Below are 16,438 nucleotides of genomic sequence, written 5' to 3'. Positions count from 1 at the left end.
CCTTCCACAAAATTCCATTTATAATAGATAAGTTTCAGCAAGCATCTTCATTATTTCCTTTATTATTCCCGAACGGGGTACATCCTGATTGGCCACCAGATTGACCTTTTTGTATAACTGCCCATTGTTGTAGACCAGGTATTCCCCGAGTTTTTGGCCTTTTTTGACTGGAGCGTCAACATAAGCGGGCAGGCTCAACTCACTGGCAATCTTTTTCTCATCGCCCTTTTTAACAATAGAACCGACATCTTCTTCAGCAACAACCTCCACCTTCTCTTTTACCCCTTTACCTATTTTCACCACCCCGCAGACACTGCAACAGGGCGATATACTTTTATAGGTATAACGGGCAAAGCCATAATTGAACAGCTTCATCGCATCTCTAAAGTTACCATGACTTTCCGGAGCAGCCATAACCACTCCGATTAAGCGCAAACCGTCTCTTTTAGCAGTTGCGGTCAGGCAGTATTTAGCTTCATTAGTCCAGCCGGTTTTAAAGCCGTCTGCCCCTTGGTACCACCACAACAGCTTGTTGGTATTATATAATTTAAACTCACCCTGGCGCAGATTATATTCCTTAATCGAGGTGTATTCCAATATTCGCGGGTCGGCCAGGGCATGGCGGGCGATGACTGCCATATCATAAGCGCTGGTGTAGTGTTCCGGAGCGGAAAGACCGTAGGAATTAACAAAATGGGTATCCTTTAAGCCCAACATCTTGGCTTCCCGGTTCATGCGCTCAACAAAGTTCTTGTGGGTGCCTTCCAGGTGTTCAGCCACCGCTACGCAGGCATCGTTGGCGGAGCCAACCGCAATGGATATCAGCATATCCTCATACGTAAGCTCTTCCCCCGGTTCCAGATAGATTTGTGAACCACCCATTTTCCAGGCCTCTTCACTGGTTATAACCTTGTCTTTAAGTCCGACTTTGCCGTCCTCCAGGTCTTTTAAGGCCAGGATCAGGGTCATCAGCTTGGTCATACTTGCCGGGGCAAGCCTTTTATGCTCGTTTCGGGCCAGCAAAATCTTACCGGAATCAGCATCCATCAGTACGTAAGCCTCGGCTTTAGCGTCAACCGTATCAGCATAGAGCTTAGCCGGGGCAGATAATGTAATCAGGAAGACAAGCATCACCATCAAGCCGATTTTTCTTTGACAGCGCATAAAGGTGTACACCCCCTTTAATTAATCATTATTAGATTATATTTAGGTATACAGGCTATTATGCCAGCAGATTTGGGCAAGACACAGTAAGGGTTCATTCACCTTTACTGTAAGGTGAATGAACCCTCACCGCACCTTCTCTCACTATTCGGGTTCTTTAACCAGCTCGAAACGGTTTACAATCCGGTTTTCTTTCTTCAACTCTTTCTTGCCGCAAAAGATTTCATAAGGCCGGGCGTAATCGATTCCGCTGCGGGCATCTTTGTATACCACCAGCGGGCAGTAGTTTTCGGTGTACAGGGCAGTGGTTATAATTTCGTAAACATCGCCCTTAAAATGGCGGTAGCGCTCTCCCGCTCTAATCTGCATATTTATGGGCCGGGCATTTATTTCTTGCTTGATAATCTTTCTTAATTGGGAATAGGCGTCGGCCAGGGTGCCGATATTATATACAATATAATCACAGCTGCTCATTTCCGGCATTTCTTCTTTGGCCAGCTCAATCCGTCTCTCCTTTTCCTCCTGGCTGCGGTCGCTTTCCATTATCGAGTTTATAATATCCGTTAAATCACGATAAATAAAAATACTGACCACATCCTGGGCTTCCATCTTGTTTTTAAAAATTCTGATGCCTTCGATGTTCATTATGGTCAGCCCGTTTTTTTTAGTTTGATTCACCTGCTGCAATTCATCACTGGTGACTCCATAGGACTCGTCGAGATACTTGACTTCCTCATAAATCTTACCCGCCCGGCAATATTCAACATACTGCCGGCGAGTAATAAAATGATAATTCCGACCTTGCTTTTCCCGGGTCCGTTGGCGACGGGTGGTGAAAGAAATCAGAGGTTCCAGATAGTCAGAATCCTCTGATAAAAGGTAATTCATTAGGATGGTCTTACCTGATGCCGACGGTCCGTGCAAAATAAACAACTTCATCTTTTTGCCCCCATTCCAGTAGAATTGCAATCATAATTCATAAAATCAGCCTTGTTACTTATATCGTAATTTCCGCCGGGAATAATAGCTTTTGCCAATAGTGCGGGCGATGGCGCATCGCGGGGTGATTCCATGATATAGGTTCAATTTATATCAGAGAATCGCCCCCGCATTTCTCTTATAGAGACTCCTGAAGCATGGATTCAAGATCCTGCCGTGACGGCCGGACAATGTGATTACTGAGATTCTTGGCTTGAGAGCAAATTTCTATAAAGCGGGTTTGCTCATTGTCGCTGCATTCGGGGGCCGGCCCGCACAAGTCCCTCATCAATTTTTTGAATTCCTGTAAGCTGCTGAAGCCGGAGCATTGCAGAGCCTCCATCACTTTGGGGTTGTCGCCGTTTCTGAGGGTGAAGGCAAGATAAGCCGGCATTAAGATACCATTGGCCCTGCCGTGCGGAATCCCTTTAAAGTAGGTCAAAGGATATCCCATGGCATGAGGAATAGAGGTTCCGGTTTGACTAATAACCAATCCCGCCAGAGTGGAAGCATAAAGCAAAGCCTCCCGACTGGCTCTTCCCGGACTAGTCCCGCTTGTCAGCAGTTTAAGCTCGGTCCCGCTGATTCTTAGTGCTTCCCGGGCAATCAGGTCGCTTATAGGGTTGCTTTTTACCGCCAGATAACCCTCCAAGGCATGGGAATAAGCATCAACAGCCGTATCGACAGTGATATTTAAAGGTATATCCCGGGTATATTCAGGGTCGATATAAGCAAGCACAGGAATAATCACAGGGCTGAAAATGCTTTTCTTACTGTCTATGGCAGGATAGGTAAGGATACTGTAAGGCGTCACCTCTGAGCCGGTTCCAGCCGTGGTGGGTATAGCTACCAGGGGAAGGGCGGCAGTAAATCGGGCGGCAAACATTTCTTCATCGGTAATATCATTTACCGCCAGCACTGCAATGGCTTTCGCAGCATCCAGGGGAGAACCTCCCCCCAGACCTACAACAAATTCCGTCTTGGTCTCCCGGGCTATTGCAGCCCCCCGGCGTACTGTTTCCACCGACGGGTTAGCCTCCACTTCCCGGAATATATCCCAGCTTATATCGCAGTCCGACAAGGCCCGGCAGAGGTCCCGCAGGGAACCGTTTCTTACCGCCGACCCACCCTTTCCGGTCACAATCAAGGCCCGTTTGCCCAGGGTCTTAATCTCTTCATATTTGTCAGCTATCGCGCCACTGCCAAAAAAGAATCTGGTAGGTGACAACCAATTCCAGGTCATATCCGTTTCCTCCTTTTCTAATGCGGGTTTCAGGCGCGGGGGGCGGTTTCTTGCCTGCAGCCCTGCAGGCAAGAAACCGCCCCCTACACTTTCCCCGTGGTTTATGTCCTTATTTTATAGTATCTATGAGCAAAGGAACAGGCTGTGGCTGCTGGTCGCCAAACCGATAAGCCTGGGCCAGCCTTTTTTTGGCAGTTTCAATTTTGGCTTCATTGCCGCCATAGATCATGGCGATGGCATCACCGTTTTCCACATAATCGCCGCATTTTCTAATCAGTTTTACCCCGGCCGTATAGTCGACGCTGTCTCCCAGCCGTTCCCTTCCGGCGCCTGCCAGCATGGCTGCTCTGCCAACTTCCTCTGCGTTAAGTTCAGTGACATATCCGCTTCTGTTTACCCTTAATGCAGCTTTAAAGCGGGCTCGGGGCATTCCACAAGCCGGTATATCATAGTCCAGCCTGCCTCCCTGGGCTTCCACTATTTCTTTGAATTTATCCAGCCCCCGGCCGGATTTAAGCAATTGCCTGATCTCGCCGGCGGCAAGGTTTACATCGGCATGCCTGCCCCCCAGAACCAGCATATGAGCCGCCAGGACAACACTAATCTCTTCCAGGTCGGACGGACCTTCCCCCCGTAAAGTAGCAATAGCTTCCCGTACTTCCAGGCTGTTCCCCACCATGTGCCCCAGCGGCTGGTACATATTGCTTAATACGGCAACTACCTGGCGATCAGCTCCCTGCCCTATCTTTACCATATCCTTGGCCAGCTCGAGGGCTTTCTCCTTATTTTTCATAAAAGCCCCGCTGCCTACCTTTACATCCAGTACGATTCCCCGGGCCCCGGAAGCAATTTTTTTGCTCATTATGCTCGATGCGATCAAAGGTATGCTTTCCACGGTTCCGGTTACATCCCGAATGGCATAAAGTCTTTTGTCGGCCGGTACCAAATTGCCGCTTTGGGATATGACGGCCGCCTTTACCCGGTTAACCTGCTCTACGAACCGGTTGTGGGGCAGTTCCACCCGGAAGCCGGGAATAGCTTCAAACTTATCTATGGTTCCCCCGGTATGGCCTAAACCCCGGCCTGACATCTTGGCTATTGGTACCCCGGCAGCAGCAACCAGAGGAACTACTACCATGGTAGTCTTATCCCCCACGCCGCCGGTACTATGTTTGTCTACCGTTATACCATCAACTTCGGAAAGATCCACTACTTCGCCGGAATACGCCATTGCCAATGACAAATGGCGGATCTCGGCTGCGTTCATTCCCTTAAAATATACTGCCATGAGCCAGGCAGCCAACTGGTAATCAGGGATGGTGCCATTGCTGATACCATCAACCAAAAATTCAATCTCTTCCCGGGTCAATTCCTGCCCGTCCCTTTTTTTAATTATCAGATCCTGTACGTTCATTACTGCATCAACCCCTTAAAATAATTAGTGTTTATTTAAACAGGAATAAAAGCTTTTACCGGCCAGCTTATCCGATGAAACTTCCAGGTAGTCGGCCAGAGTGGCAGCAACATCGGCAAAGCTTTCCCTGCAGCCCAGGCTAACCGCCGGTTTTACTCCCTGCCCGTAAACCAGTAAAGGCACATATTCCCGCGAATGATCGGTACTGCCGGTAGTAGGGTCACAACCATGGTCAGCCGTAATAATCAGCCAATCTTCAGGACTTAATAAAGCCAGTATTTCCGGCAGCCGCCGGTCGAATTCCTCCAGTGCCCGGGCATAACCAACAGGGTCATTGCGATGCCCGTAGAGCTGGTCAAAATCCACCAGGTTGGCGAAGAGCAGCCCGCTGAAATCCCGAGCCAAAATTTCCAGGATTCTATTAATCCCATCCTGGTTATCAACAGTCGGATAAGACTCGCTTATACCGCGCCCGGCAAATATATCATTGATTTTACCCACCCCGATCACCATCTGCCCGCTACTCCTGATATGATCCAAAAGAGTTGTATCCGGCTCCCGGGAAAAGTCATGGCGATTAGCCGTACGGACAAAACTTCCGGGATCGCCGGTAAAGGGGCGGGCAATAACCCGGCCCACCGCATGTTCGCCGGTTAGAACATCCCGCGCCATACGGCAATATCGGTAAAGGGTTTCCAAGGGGATTGTCTCTTCATGGGCGGCTATCTGAAATACGCTGTCAGCCGAAGTATATACGATAGGGTAGCCTGTCCGCATATGGGTGAGGCCCAGTTCCTTTATAATCTCAGTTCCGGAAGCCACTATGTTTCCCAGGGTTTTACGGCCGATGCGCCGTTCAAACTCACTGATCAATGCAGGCGGAAACCCATTGGGATAAGTGGGAAAAGCCTGCTCCAGCACCAATCCCATCAGTTCCCAATGACCGGTAGTGGTGTCTTTGCCCGGCGATTTCTCCTGCATCTTGCCATAGGCCGCCTGCGGTAATTCCACCGGCGGTACTCCCTGGATGGCAATTATATTGCCCATTCCCAGTTCCTGCAGGTGCGGCAGGTTAAGTCCTCCTGCCGCCAGGGCGGTATGGGCCAGGGTGTTGGACCCCTGATCACCGTAAAGGCAACTGTCCGCACACTCTCCTGCTCCCAGGCTGTCAAGTACTATAACTACAGCTCTTTTGCCCATTACTATCACTACCTCCAATCATTTTACAGCCTTTAGGCCCGGGGATGGTAAAGCTGATAAACCTCCATCAGTCGGGATCTGGTTAGATGGGTGTAAATCTGGGTGGTGGAGATATCGGCATGGCCCAGCATTTCCTGTACGGCCCGCAAATCTGCTCCATTTTCCAGCAGGTGGGTAGCAAAAGAATGCCTCAACGTGTGCGGGGTAACCTCCTTATTTATCTCCATCTTCTCCACATAACCGGCCAAAATCTTAAAGAACCCCTGCCTGCTCATAGCCCTGCCATTGGCGTTGACAAAAAGGGTTCTTTCCAGGTGATTCTTTACCAATGAATTGCGGGCCCGGGCCAGGTACCTGATTATCCAGTCTACCGAGGTCTGGTTAACCGGTATGATTCGCTCCTTTCTTCCCTTACCCAAGCAGCGCATAAAACCGGCCGTAGTATTAACATCCTCAATCTGCAGACTCAACAGCTCGGATACACGGACCCCGGTTCCGTACATCAATTCCAGCATGGCCCGGTCTCTCAACCCCAAAGGAAGAGTTATCCGGGGCTGCTGCATAAGTTTGTCCACCTCTTCGATAGTCAAAATCTCAGGAAGCTTGCGTTTAATTTTAGGCGTCTCCAAATCCGAGGTGGGATTGTTCAGGACATAGTCTTCCAGCACCAGGAACTTATAAAAAGTTTTGATGCTGGAAAGGCTGCGCGCTACCGTTGAGTAAGCTGCCCCTTCGTCCACCTGGGCAGTTAGAAAGCCCATTACCTGTTGCTTACCGACCCCAATCGGGTCAGTAAGCCCCGCACTTTTCTGCAGGTAATTACTGAATTTGGTCAAATCACGACGATAAGCCGCCTGGGTATTTAAGGACAAACCCTTCTCATAATCAAGGTATTCAATAAAGGCAGAGACGTATTTCTGCATCAGCTCACTCCTGCATTTTTCTAGTATTTTTGACCTTGCGTTCGGTTTTTCCTTCTGCAGGCTATTCCTCGTAGTAAAAATCCTGAACTTTAATAACGAATTGGTCCAGCATTCGATCAAAGTTGCTTCCCCGGCTGCGTTGTTCCACCCGCATGGGATTGCCGCTGGGGTGTTCTTCCTGGAACCATCGTCCGCCAACTGGCACCTGCTTATGCCACAAACCGGTGATTATGGGTAAAGTATAAATAAAAACTGCAATTAATACCAGAGCCACACCCACCTGAAACAGCTTTTTCTTCCAATTATCGATGATAACAATCACCTATTCCACCTCCGCTGACTAAAGTATCAAGCTTAGAAACCAGGGTGACAGGTATGCCTCCACAAAGGCTCCCGCAAGCATAATCAAAAGATAAACCAGCATCAAACCGGTATACCCGAGCACCGCTCGGCCCAATGTTATACCGTTGGGCCTTCCTCCCATGATATAAACGGAAAAATTAATAGCCACCACCGACCAGGCCAGAAAAAAAGGAATATAGATGAAGTTTTGGGGCAGAAGCGATATCAGAGTAATCAGTATTCCGGCTCCAGCCCGATCATGCAGCAGAAAACTTACTGTAAAACCCAGGGAAAAGCCTCTGAGCCAGATAACTGCCAATACCAGGGGCAAACCAATCACCGTTAATCCCAGGAACCATAACATCAGTACCGCCTGCAGCTGTTTACGAAATGCACTGGCCAGTATCGCATGCCCGCCCAGGCTCCCCTCCATGCCCCCCCTTAAATAACTGTCAACAATACCCGATAATTGGTCTTTCACACCTCCGTCCAGGCCGGGAACCTGGTAATTGCCCATAATTAAACCAATAACGAACATAAGAAGAACCAGGACATACTGGGGGCGGTTTTCACTTATGTGCTGTTTGATCCGGGCTTTGAAACTCATATCCTGGCTCCTTACGGCTTGAATTAGCGGGAATATCATGCCCTTTTACGGTATCTGGCGTTGCTTAAAGAGCTGTCATGGCTCCCTAGAAAATAATATTTTTTCGGGAGATAGTTTATGCGTTAAAAGAAAAATGAGCCAGAAACCGGCTCATATCGTTGGGATTATATTCCAAAATCTAAATGTGCTTCCACTGCAAAAACTCTGTGTGGATGCATAAATATGCAGAAGCTGAGAGCAATACCCTGCAGCCGCAAGACAAGCAGCTGGTGTTGCCCATGCGGAGTCTTGGCAACGGAATATTTATGCATCCACACCACCACGTTATAACTTTTGGCAGCAGAATCAAATGGCAATTACATCATTTTCTGCTTGCGCAGGGCCTCATAAATGACTGGCACCACCTGTTTTTTGCGGGACATAACCCCGTGCAGATAAATACCGCCCCCTCCTGTTTGTCCGAAGGCCTGTTCCACCAGATTGCTTTTATCTCCGGCGACAATAAGCTCGGTAGCCGCCTCCAGAATATCGGTAACCATAAGACACATAAAAGCATACTTATGACGCTGGCAAACCTCTTGCATGGCGTTGACCAATTTATCTTTACGTTGTCTTATTCGCCCCAGGTCTACAGTCTCGACCTGAGCAACGGCGAAGAGTTCATCACCGCTGACGTATTCCTTCAGGTCCTCGGTTATCAGTTCCTCTTCGCTATGCAGTTCCAGATGTGAGGTGCTGTAGATGGCTTTACCCCATTCCAGGGAGTTAAGTCCCGACATCCGCTCCAGTTCAGCCGCTACCCGGCGGTCTTTGGCGGTTGTGGTAGGTGATTTGAAGATCATGGTGTCGCTTAAAATACCTGAAAGCATCAGTCCTGCCAGGTTGGGACTAAAATACACCGAATTACCGAGGAAAGCCTCGGCCACCAGGGTGCAGGTGGAACCCACCGGCTCATTGTGGAAATAGATGGGCATAATGGTCTGCAGGTCGCCCACCCGGTGGTGGTCTATGATTTCCAGTATTTCCGCTTCATCCACTCCATCGACCGCCTGTTTTTTTTCATTATGGTCTACCAGGATTACCTTTTTGCGCTTCATTTGCAGCAAATCATAACGGGATATCATCCCCAGGTAGCGATTATCCTCGTCTACCACCGGATAATTGCGAAAGCGGGAAGAGAGCATCTGCTTACGGGCATCTTCCACCGCTTCATGACTTTCGAACAGAACCAGATCACGGGTCTTCATGATATCCGCTACTTTTTTGCTAAGGATATCCCGCAGGATTTCGGGACTATTTTCCACATCTTTGCCCTGACCCAGACGCTCCATAAAAATCATGGCCAGGTCACCGATAGTCAACAGACCCAGGAATTTATGTTTATCATCCAGCACCGGCAAGGTCCTCAGCCGGTGCTTCTGCATAAAGTTGCTCAACTCAACTACGGTCATATCAGCGGTTACGTAGACAATCTCATCCATATCCAGCAGATCGTCCACAGTAGTGCCCACGTTCTTAACAATCGCCGGAACCTCAAATTCAAGCTGTTCCAATACAAAACCGCTTTCCTCATTCAGCTCTCCGGCAGCAGCCGCTATATACAGGCCTTCAGCACTGCTCTGCTTGTACACCTTATAAGCAATCGCGGCGGCAATTGAGTCCACATCCGGGTTTTTATGACCTATAACATAAACCGGTTTCATCAGTCATCACCTACTTTATAAATTTTTAAAACCCTGTGAAGGCATAGTCACAATATGGAGTAAAAGAGGTAAAGGCGAGGGAAAGCGCTTTATCCTGTTCTTCCCAGGCACAAAGCTATCATTAATCCCCGGCATCAGTCCCACCGCCACCGAAGACCGGGCTTTTATGGAATATTGTGGCTATGCCTTCCGCCAACCATTTAGAGAATATTATCCTGCAGAAGTAAATTGGCAATAAACTGGGCGGCCAGAACATCTTCCAGCGAGTTGCGGCTGGCGGCTATTACGGCTATACCCCGGTCATTCCGGTCAAGCAGGCGGAGAGCCCGGCGGGCAGCGGTCAATGCCGGCTCCATCCCCTTCTGCTTATAGGTCCGGGCCACCGTGCCGGTTGTCACCCGGGGATTAACCTGAAAGGCTGCATCATAGGCTACGCCCCCGGTGTCGGTGACTGCCACCACCACCCGGTTTTGCATATCCAGCAGTTTGGGCGTCTCCGCCCCGATATTGGGAAGCACGGCTTCCACTATGCCCTTTTCCTTTTTGATTTCCCGCATAACCTTCCGGCAGCGGGCCCGGCGCTCATCCTCGGACCCAGACCGGGGTTCGGCCACCAGGATAATACCCCCCCCGCATTCGCGGGAAAGGCGGCAGGCTTCCCTGCCTATCCTTTCCGGCACTACCTCGACCGGAGCCGTGGCATAATCAGGGCTGCACCCCAACACCGCATAGGCGCCGGCATCCATTGCGCTCTCCAGGGTTGTTGACATGTCAATAACATCAACAATCATGACCAGCAGGCCTTCACGGGCCGCATCGCGGGCACCGCTGGCATCACTGCCAACGATTATCTTCTTGGACCTGTCCACTCATATACCACCTTAAAACCCGGGTTATAGAGATTATTTCCTGACCCGGCCATATTTGCCTCCCCCACCCGGGGTGATAGGCAACCTGCCCACCCGCATACGGGTAATATAGGAGGCCACAACTGCTCCTGCCACTCTTTCAATATCATCTTTACTGGCTTTTTCCAATAAATTTATCTCATTGTGAAATGAAGCCATCAGTTTCTCTCTTAACTTGGGCCCCACTCCCGGCAAATCCTTCAACGGTACCCGGTAATTATAAGGAGGCCGGCCTACCGGATAGCGTGGCTCCTCCTGATCCCTAATCTGTATAATCCGGTCATAAACTCCCATGACCAGCTTGTCATTGCCACAACGGCTGCACCTCAGAACCGGTGGGGCATCACTGCTTATAGTCATGCAGTTGGTGCAATAGCTGCGGTGGTATTTGCCCATCAGGGGATCCATTCCGTAATTGGCCAGAACCCGGCGTCCCTCGAAATTTTCCAAACAGTATCCCAGTTCCTGAAAATTCTTATCGGCCATGCGCAAAAGATTGTACTCACGGCCGATATTATCGGCCGAATGGGCATCAGAGTTGGATAAGAAAGTATAATCGCGGGTTTCGCCTATCATGCCAGCCATATCGGTATCGGCACTCAGGCCCAGTTCCAGCACCTTGATACTGCCGGCATCCCTCCCCAGTTCATCCCCCAACCTGCGGGTCAGGAAACCATATATGCCCTTATGGGGAGTAAAGGCATGAGCCGGACAAAATATTCCATCCAGAACCAGACTCAAATTGATGAGTTCAGCTATGGAGACATCGGCCCTCTGGGTAGAGAGCGTCATATTGCTGACCCGGCTGCGCATATATTTCTGGTAGTCTTTTATACTCTTCAGCCTGGGTAAATATAGAATCAGGTGAACGCCTTCCCGGCTTTCCACCTCGCAGCCGGGAATTAAAAGCACACCATTGCGGGCCAGCATTCCTCCCCGGGGATGCTCACGCAGGTCGCCCTTTTCCAGCATGGCTTCGATTTCCGCACTCACCAGGATGCTGCCCGCATCTACTATACCTACCATATCCAAACCTTTGCGGGGGGCGGCATCAAACAATACTGAATACAGATCCAGCTTGCGGGAGGCAGTTATCTTGACTGCCCGCCCGCCGGCACTGCCAACGTGGATATGCAGGTCACCGTAAATATTCCTCAATTTTATTCCCTCACCAGACGATTAAAAGCATATTGTATACCTATAATACTCTTACCGTCAACGATTTGACCTGTAAAAATCATCCGGTAAGCTTCATTCAGGGGAATACTTACACTTTCCAGAAATTCATCACTATCCGGGCTGCACTCGCCAGAGGTGAGATCCCGAGCCAGATACAGGTGCAATTCTTCATCGCTGAAGCCGGGAGCACTGTAATATGATAGAATTCTTTCCCAAACGGCAGCCTGCAGGCCGGTTTCTTCAGCCAATTCCCGCTGAGCGCAGCTTAACGCTTCTTCATCTGCTTCCATAGTTCCCGCCGGTATCTCCAGTAAAACCTGTTCTACCGGTTTGCGATACTGACGTACCAGGCGAATATTGTTTTCATCATCCAGGGCCACAATAGCTACCGCGCCGGCATGTTCAACAATTTCCCGGGTGCTTTCCCGCCCATCGGGAAGACTTACCGTATCTACCCTGACCTTGATGATGCGGCCGCTGAAGATATCTTCGCTTTTAATAGTTTTCTCCTCAAATTTCATGCTTTCCCTCCTGCATAAAATTACCACCCATTGCATAGACTGCAACCGAGGTGATGGCAATGCAAATCGTAATTCAAAAAGGGGGTATTACCTTTATAGGCCAGGTAAAGGATCTGCCTTCGTTTTTCAAGGGTATTCCGGCCCATATTACCCTGCAGGAATTTATTCACCGGAACCTGCACTAAACGGCATGGATTCGATTTAACGGCTCTTTCCGGGACAGTTTTTCCGCTGCCCGGGCAGCGGCGCCCAGGGTCAGGAAGAACTCCCGTTCCTCTTCAACCCCTCTGCCCATGGTGCTGAGTTTGAGGCCGCTATTATTAAGAATCTCAAGGATACCGGGATTGTTTTCCAGGCAGATATTATGCTTATCCATCAGTTCCCGGGCCTGCAATTGCCCCAGAATATAAGCCATTTGGTCAGCGGCCAGATCAGGCAGCGGGACTACGGCTTCTACCAGGCAAACCCGGGAAAGAACGGTCAGGCTGTGGTGACTTATTCCCCGGTGCCTGATTCTGGGATCGGCGAAGCTGATACGGGGAACCGCCACCGGGACTCCTCCCAGACTGTGTACCGCATTGAGTATCTGTCCCTGCTCTATCCCGGTAAATCCCCACCGGGTTCCGGTTCCTACTATACCGGGCCCCATGCTTGCTATTATAATATCGGCCTGCAGCACCTTGCGCGCGGCCAGCAGTCCGGAAAAGACGTTAACCGCCTCCAGGTCTCCCCCGAAGGCGTGACCCACGGTAACTGTTCCTGCCAGCAGCTTCTCCTTTTTCAAATAGTCGACCGTTTGACTGAATGCCAGGGGGAGCGCAGCTCCATCGGTCATAACATAGGCCAGCCGGAAACCCTGCCGGCCCAGATACAGCGCCAGAGGCGCCAGCATGGAGTGCAGAGTGGCAACCAGTACCGGAATCCGGTCCAGGCTGTCGGCCTTCATCATCGCTTGGTGGTGGGGGCTATCCTCCTCCTCCACGCTCAAGATTTTTATCTGCATGGGGGTATAGCGCATTTTCATGATATGCCCCCCAGGCGGCATTTCCTTTCCGGGTGAGTTAAGGTTGGCGATAACATAGTGATAACCGCCGCTTCCCAGCTTCAGGGAAACAGCCGTGGTGTTCAGCAATACTTCATCCCCCGGATTTATATCGCCGCTTAAATCCGGGTAGGCTATACATCCGGCTTCTCCTGCTTCGGTTTTTACCAGAAAGCCCTTTATCCCTTCCCGGGCAAACAGTTCCTTTATAATCGTTCCGCGCCGTATTTCCAACATCGTTCCTCCTGATAAATTGACTTGCCAACTCTGCCCTATCGCAATATAACGTGGCGGTTTGGATGCATAAATACTCCGTCGTTAAAACTACCGCCTATTTATACGTCCAAACCAGGCTCTTATACTTTCAAATCTGCATCCGTATGCTTTTACTATTTTTTCTAAAAACATAATTCGTGGAGGGACAGGCGCAGCCATAATATTCCTCAAAAGCCGGTCTTTTTTTTACCGTCGGGCAAAACCCTGGGATTCCCACTACCTGGCTCAGAACCGCGTTTCATCGCTTTCCCCGCTTTCACCTCTTCTGTTCCATATTATGGCTGCGCCTGTCCTGAAAACCCCCCCTACCGTCAGCTTTCTTCTATAATGGCCAGAATCAGCTTCACATCCTGCACCAGGTGGTCGATGGCAATATATTCACCGGTAGTATGGACATTTTTCATGCCCACCCCCAGATTGACGCAGCGAATACCCTGCCCGTTGATAACACTGGCATCGCTGCCTCCCCCGGTAGCCGCCAAGCACGGGTTCAGGCCTGACTTGCGCACAGCTCTGATAGCCCGCTGAACCACCTCTTCCTCGGGCTCCAGGGCTATCTCCGGGTAGAGAAATTCTATATGCACCCGGGCCTTGCCACCCAGCTTTTCCACTTCACTGATAAAGGTATCTTTTAAATGTTCGCTCAGCTGATCCAGCTTTTCCCGGTTATGGCTGCGGGCTTCTCCTTTTATCCGGCATTGCGGAGCAACTATGTTACGCGCCAGGCCGCCTTCAATAATACCGAAATTACAGGTAGTATTCTCGTCTATGCGTCCACAGGGCATCTGCGCCAGAGCCTGAGCTGCCAGTTGAATGGCATTGATGCCGTCCTCCGGGTTCATGCCGGCATGAGAGGCCCGGCCCTCAACCTGGTATTCGATCTCATTCTGGCAGGGTGATTTGATTACGATGGTACCGGGATCATTGCCGTCATCCAGAACATAACCGAGCTTGGATCTGAGAAGGGTAAAATCAAATGATTTGGCCCCCATCAGCCCCTGCTCTTCGCCTACGGTAAATAAAATTTCCAGTGGCGGATGGGGAATCTGCTGCTCCCGTATCACTTCATAGGCCTCCAGCAGTGCAGCTATGGCAGCCTTGTCATCAGAACCCAGGATAGTATCGCCCTGGCTGCGGATGATCCTGTCATCCCCGATGATGGCCTTTACACCCTCTCCCGGTTCGACCGTATCCATATGAGCCGCAAATAATACCGGCGGCTTATCTACGTCTCCCCCTACCCTGACCAGTAAATTTCCGGAGTTTCCGTTCAGTATCCCGGCAGCATCATCCTCTTCCGGCTCAAAGCCTCTTGCGCTGAAGTGCTGTTTGAGTAAATCCCTGACCCGGCCCTCATGTCCGGAAACCGAGTCGGTTTCAACCAGGCGTATAAACAAATCCACCAGTCTTCTCTCATCAACCATTCTCGTTGCTCCTTCCCAGTTGGTCAATAGCCCGTAACCATGGTACCCTTTCGATTGTGCGGGTCAAGGAAAATTTTTCGGTGTATATATGCATGGCTATAAGAAAAATCAGCACCCCTATCCGGTAAGGCCAGGGCAGGTGGATTGCGCTGCAGTATCCCAGAGTCAGGCCCAGCACGTTGGAACCGGCGTCCCCCATCATGGCCCGCGCCTTGAGGTCGACCGGGAGATATACCAGCACTGCCCCCAGCAGGGGAGCTATCAAAAGCCAGTTTACCTTGCCGGCAGCCATTAACCCAATCAGCAGCAGAAAAAACAGGTATCCCTTTAAAGCGCGGCCCGGCCTCAGATCCAGTAAATTAAGCGTATTGGTAAAAAGGGCGATGATCAAGGTGTTGACGATTATATTCCCCAGGTTATGCCCCAACGATCCCGGAGTCACCAGGGAAAAGGCCATAAAAAAGGCAACAACCCCTCCTCCCAGGGCTTTAAAGCCCCCGGTAGTGAGCTTTCCTTGAAACAGGGCTCCGAAGTGGCCCTTAAAACCCAGGGTATCCCTTTGCCCCAGCATGTCATCGATAAAGCCCAGAAAAGAAATTGCTATTATCCCGATCAGGTAGGTGCTGAAAGAAGAATCATAGCGGGAAAACAGCATATAAACAATAAAAACCAGGATCACGCTTACCGGAAAACCTATACCGGCGCCAACCGGTATGTCATGTCCCAGGTAGTTTTTTCTGACCGCTCCTGATTCTCTTAGCATGCTAAGCAAAAAATATAAAACTATCCCTTCGGCCACTGCGCCTGACAGTATAGCCAATACGGCTATAAGCGCAATACTCAAAGGCCACTCCTCCTTAGCTTGTTTAAGACCCGAATGACATCCAGGAATTGTTTCCCCCGATGCAGGAAACCCTTGATATCCCTTCCAGTTTCCTTATGACTCATGACAGTGGGTACCTCCATCACCCGCAGGCCCTTAGCCAGCGCCCTGATGGTCATGCCCAGTTCCACCCCATAATCTTCGTCAAAAGGGGCCAGCAACATAAGTGCCTTGCGATTCAGCGCTCGCTGCCCGCTCAAGGGTGCTGTCGCTTTCATTTTACCCGCCCGGTTTATAGCCCGGGCTGCAGTCCCCTTAACCAGACCAAAGCCCCCCTTGCGGCCGGCAGGAGGAAAAGCAGCTATGGCCAGATCGCATAGGTCGGTTCTGACCGCCTCTATGAGCTTTTCCGCTTCGGCCGCCGACTTTCCCAGGTCGGCATCGAGAAACACCACTATATCAGCGTTAATATAAGGAAGAGCAGCATTTAGGGCTCCTCCTTTGCCCTGGTTGCCGGGAAGGTCAATCAGGGCAACCCCTTCCGCCTTGACCCGCTGTGCAGTCTGATCATGGGAACCGTCATTGACCACAATTATATCGTCTATCCGGCCCAGGCTCTTTACTGCCCTTAAGGTATCGACTATCCGTTCTTCTTCATTATAGGCGGGTATAACTGCTGTAATGGTCATAA

17 protein-coding genes are annotated in these 16,438 nt (G+C 50.4%); 1 reads left to right on the top strand and 16 read right to left on the bottom strand.

Annotated features, from left to right (window positions below):
• Nucleotides 1–18: 18 nt before the first annotated feature.
• From ACU70B_RS05290 to ACU70B_RS05235, 12 genes are all read right to left on the bottom strand, one after another.
• Nucleotides 19–1,164: a D-alanyl-D-alanine carboxypeptidase family protein gene (locus ACU70B_RS05290; protein ID WP_447185302.1), complete on the bottom strand. Its 1,146-nt coding sequence runs from the start codon at nucleotides 1,162–1,164 to the stop codon at nucleotides 19–21.
• A gap of 144 nt (nucleotides 1,165–1,308) precedes the next feature.
• The gene (locus tag ACU70B_RS05285; RefSeq protein WP_447185301.1) at nucleotides 1,309–2,103 is read right to left on the bottom strand and encodes a DUF1653 domain-containing protein; all 795 of its coding nucleotides are present in this window, start codon (nucleotides 2,101–2,103) and stop codon (nucleotides 1,309–1,311) included.
• A gap of 178 nt (nucleotides 2,104–2,281) precedes the next feature.
• Nucleotides 2,282–3,385, bottom strand: coding sequence for an iron-containing alcohol dehydrogenase family protein (locus ACU70B_RS05280; RefSeq protein WP_447185300.1), 1,104 nt, complete (start codon nucleotides 3,383–3,385; stop codon nucleotides 2,282–2,284).
• A gap of 109 nt (nucleotides 3,386–3,494) precedes the next feature.
• The gene (locus ACU70B_RS05275) at nucleotides 3,495–4,799 is read right to left on the bottom strand and encodes a thymidine phosphorylase (protein ID WP_447185299.1); all 1,305 of its coding nucleotides are present in this window, start codon (nucleotides 4,797–4,799) and stop codon (nucleotides 3,495–3,497) included.
• 24 nt (nucleotides 4,800–4,823) lie between these two features.
• On the bottom strand, nucleotides 4,824–5,999 hold the full coding sequence (locus tag ACU70B_RS05270) for a phosphopentomutase (RefSeq protein WP_447185298.1): 1,176 nt from the start codon (nucleotides 5,997–5,999) through the stop codon (nucleotides 4,824–4,826).
• A 32-nt stretch (nucleotides 6,000–6,031) separates the two neighbouring features.
• Nucleotides 6,032–6,922, bottom strand: coding sequence for a site-specific tyrosine recombinase XerD (gene xerD / locus ACU70B_RS05265; protein WP_447185297.1), 891 nt, complete (start codon nucleotides 6,920–6,922; stop codon nucleotides 6,032–6,034).
• A 61-nt stretch (nucleotides 6,923–6,983) separates the two neighbouring features.
• Nucleotides 6,984–7,244, bottom strand: a complete 261-nt coding sequence (locus ACU70B_RS05260; RefSeq protein WP_447185296.1) for a hypothetical protein — start codon at nucleotides 7,242–7,244, stop codon at nucleotides 6,984–6,986.
• 18 nt (nucleotides 7,245–7,262) lie between these two features.
• Nucleotides 7,263–7,871 (bottom strand): stage II sporulation protein M, encoded by a 609-nt coding sequence (gene spoIIM, locus ACU70B_RS05255; protein ID WP_447185295.1) that lies wholly within the window; start codon nucleotides 7,869–7,871, stop codon nucleotides 7,263–7,265.
• A 356-nt stretch (nucleotides 7,872–8,227) separates the two neighbouring features.
• Nucleotides 8,228–9,574, bottom strand: coding sequence for a putative manganese-dependent inorganic diphosphatase (locus tag ACU70B_RS05250; RefSeq protein WP_447185294.1), 1,347 nt, complete (start codon nucleotides 9,572–9,574; stop codon nucleotides 8,228–8,230).
• 200 nt (nucleotides 9,575–9,774) lie between these two features.
• A complete protein-coding gene (locus tag ACU70B_RS05245; protein ID WP_447185293.1) occupies nucleotides 9,775–10,443 on the bottom strand; it encodes a hypothetical protein in 669 nt (222 codons plus the stop codon).
• 33 nt (nucleotides 10,444–10,476) lie between these two features.
• Nucleotides 10,477–11,640, bottom strand: coding sequence for an endonuclease Q family protein (locus tag ACU70B_RS05240; RefSeq protein ID WP_447185292.1), 1,164 nt, complete (start codon nucleotides 11,638–11,640; stop codon nucleotides 10,477–10,479).
• 2 nt (nucleotides 11,641–11,642) lie between these two features.
• The gene (locus ACU70B_RS05235; RefSeq protein WP_447185291.1) at nucleotides 11,643–12,182 is read right to left on the bottom strand and encodes an NUDIX domain-containing protein; all 540 of its coding nucleotides are present in this window, start codon (nucleotides 12,180–12,182) and stop codon (nucleotides 11,643–11,645) included.
• Between the two features lie 59 nt (nucleotides 12,183–12,241).
• On the opposite strand from ACU70B_RS05235, the gene ACU70B_RS05230 reads away from it, so the two are divergent.
• A complete protein-coding gene (locus ACU70B_RS05230) occupies nucleotides 12,242–12,367 on the top strand; it encodes a hypothetical protein (protein WP_447185290.1) in 126 nt (41 codons plus the stop codon).
• Here ACU70B_RS05230 and ACU70B_RS05225 read toward each other — a convergent pair.
• From ACU70B_RS05225 to ACU70B_RS05210, 4 genes are all read right to left on the bottom strand, one after another.
• A complete protein-coding gene (locus ACU70B_RS05225) occupies nucleotides 12,364–13,461 on the bottom strand; it encodes a DUF3866 family protein (RefSeq protein ID WP_447185289.1) in 1,098 nt (365 codons plus the stop codon). The genes ACU70B_RS05230 and ACU70B_RS05225 overlap by 4 nt on opposite strands.
• 350 nt (nucleotides 13,462–13,811) lie before the next feature.
• Nucleotides 13,812–14,924: a M20/M25/M40 family metallo-hydrolase gene (locus ACU70B_RS05220; RefSeq protein WP_447185288.1), complete on the bottom strand. Its 1,113-nt coding sequence runs from the start codon at nucleotides 14,922–14,924 to the stop codon at nucleotides 13,812–13,814.
• Nucleotides 14,917–15,768: a hypothetical protein gene (locus ACU70B_RS05215; protein WP_447185287.1), complete on the bottom strand. Its 852-nt coding sequence runs from the start codon at nucleotides 15,766–15,768 to the stop codon at nucleotides 14,917–14,919. Before ACU70B_RS05215 ends, ACU70B_RS05220 begins: the two co-directional genes overlap by 8 nt.
• Complete coding sequence (locus tag ACU70B_RS05210; protein ID WP_447185286.1) at nucleotides 15,765–16,436, bottom strand: glycosyltransferase family 2 protein; 672 nt, start codon at nucleotides 16,434–16,436, stop codon at nucleotides 15,765–15,767. The genes ACU70B_RS05215 and ACU70B_RS05210 overlap by 4 nt, the downstream gene beginning before the upstream one ends.
• Nucleotides 16,437–16,438 lie beyond the last annotated feature (2 nt).

This window comes from Syntrophomonas curvata (genome assembly GCF_052976825.1).
This window is presented reverse-complemented; position numbering and strand designations above follow the sequence as displayed.

Coding starts and splice junctions, on each gene's coding strand:
- ACU70B_RS05290 (WP_447185302.1), bottom strand. CDS start 1,164: ATGCGCTGTCAAAGAAAAATCGGCTTGATGGTGATGCTTGTCTTCCTG.
- ACU70B_RS05285 (WP_447185301.1), bottom strand. CDS start 2,103: ATGAAGTTGTTTATTTTGCACGGACCGTCGGCATCAGGTAAGACCATC.
- ACU70B_RS05280 (WP_447185300.1), bottom strand. CDS start 3,385: ATGACCTGGAATTGGTTGTCACCTACCAGATTCTTTTTTGGCAGTGGC.
- ACU70B_RS05275 (WP_447185299.1), bottom strand. CDS start 4,799: ATGAACGTACAGGATCTGATAATTAAAAAAAGGGACGGGCAGGAATTG.
- ACU70B_RS05270 (WP_447185298.1), bottom strand. CDS start 5,999: ATGGGCAAAAGAGCTGTAGTTATAGTACTTGACAGCCTGGGAGCAGGA.
- xerD (WP_447185297.1), bottom strand. CDS start 6,922: ATGCAGAAATACGTCTCTGCCTTTATTGAATACCTTGATTATGAGAAG.
- spoIIM (WP_447185295.1), bottom strand. CDS start 7,871: ATGAGTTTCAAAGCCCGGATCAAACAGCACATAAGTGAAAACCGCCCC.
- ACU70B_RS05250 (WP_447185294.1), bottom strand. CDS start 9,574: ATGAAACCGGTTTATGTTATAGGTCATAAAAACCCGGATGTGGACTCA.
- ACU70B_RS05235 (WP_447185291.1), bottom strand. CDS start 12,182: ATGAAATTTGAGGAGAAAACTATTAAAAGCGAAGATATCTTCAGCGGC.
- ACU70B_RS05230 (WP_447185290.1), top strand. CDS start 12,242: ATGCAAATCGTAATTCAAAAAGGGGGTATTACCTTTATAGGCCAGGTA.
- ACU70B_RS05225 (WP_447185289.1), bottom strand. CDS start 13,461: ATGTTGGAAATACGGCGCGGAACGATTATAAAGGAACTGTTTGCCCGG.
- ACU70B_RS05220 (WP_447185288.1), bottom strand. CDS start 14,924: ATGGTTGATGAGAGAAGACTGGTGGATTTGTTTATACGCCTGGTTGAA.
- ACU70B_RS05210 (WP_447185286.1), bottom strand. CDS start 16,436: ATGACCATTACAGCAGTTATACCCGCCTATAATGAAGAAGAACGGATA.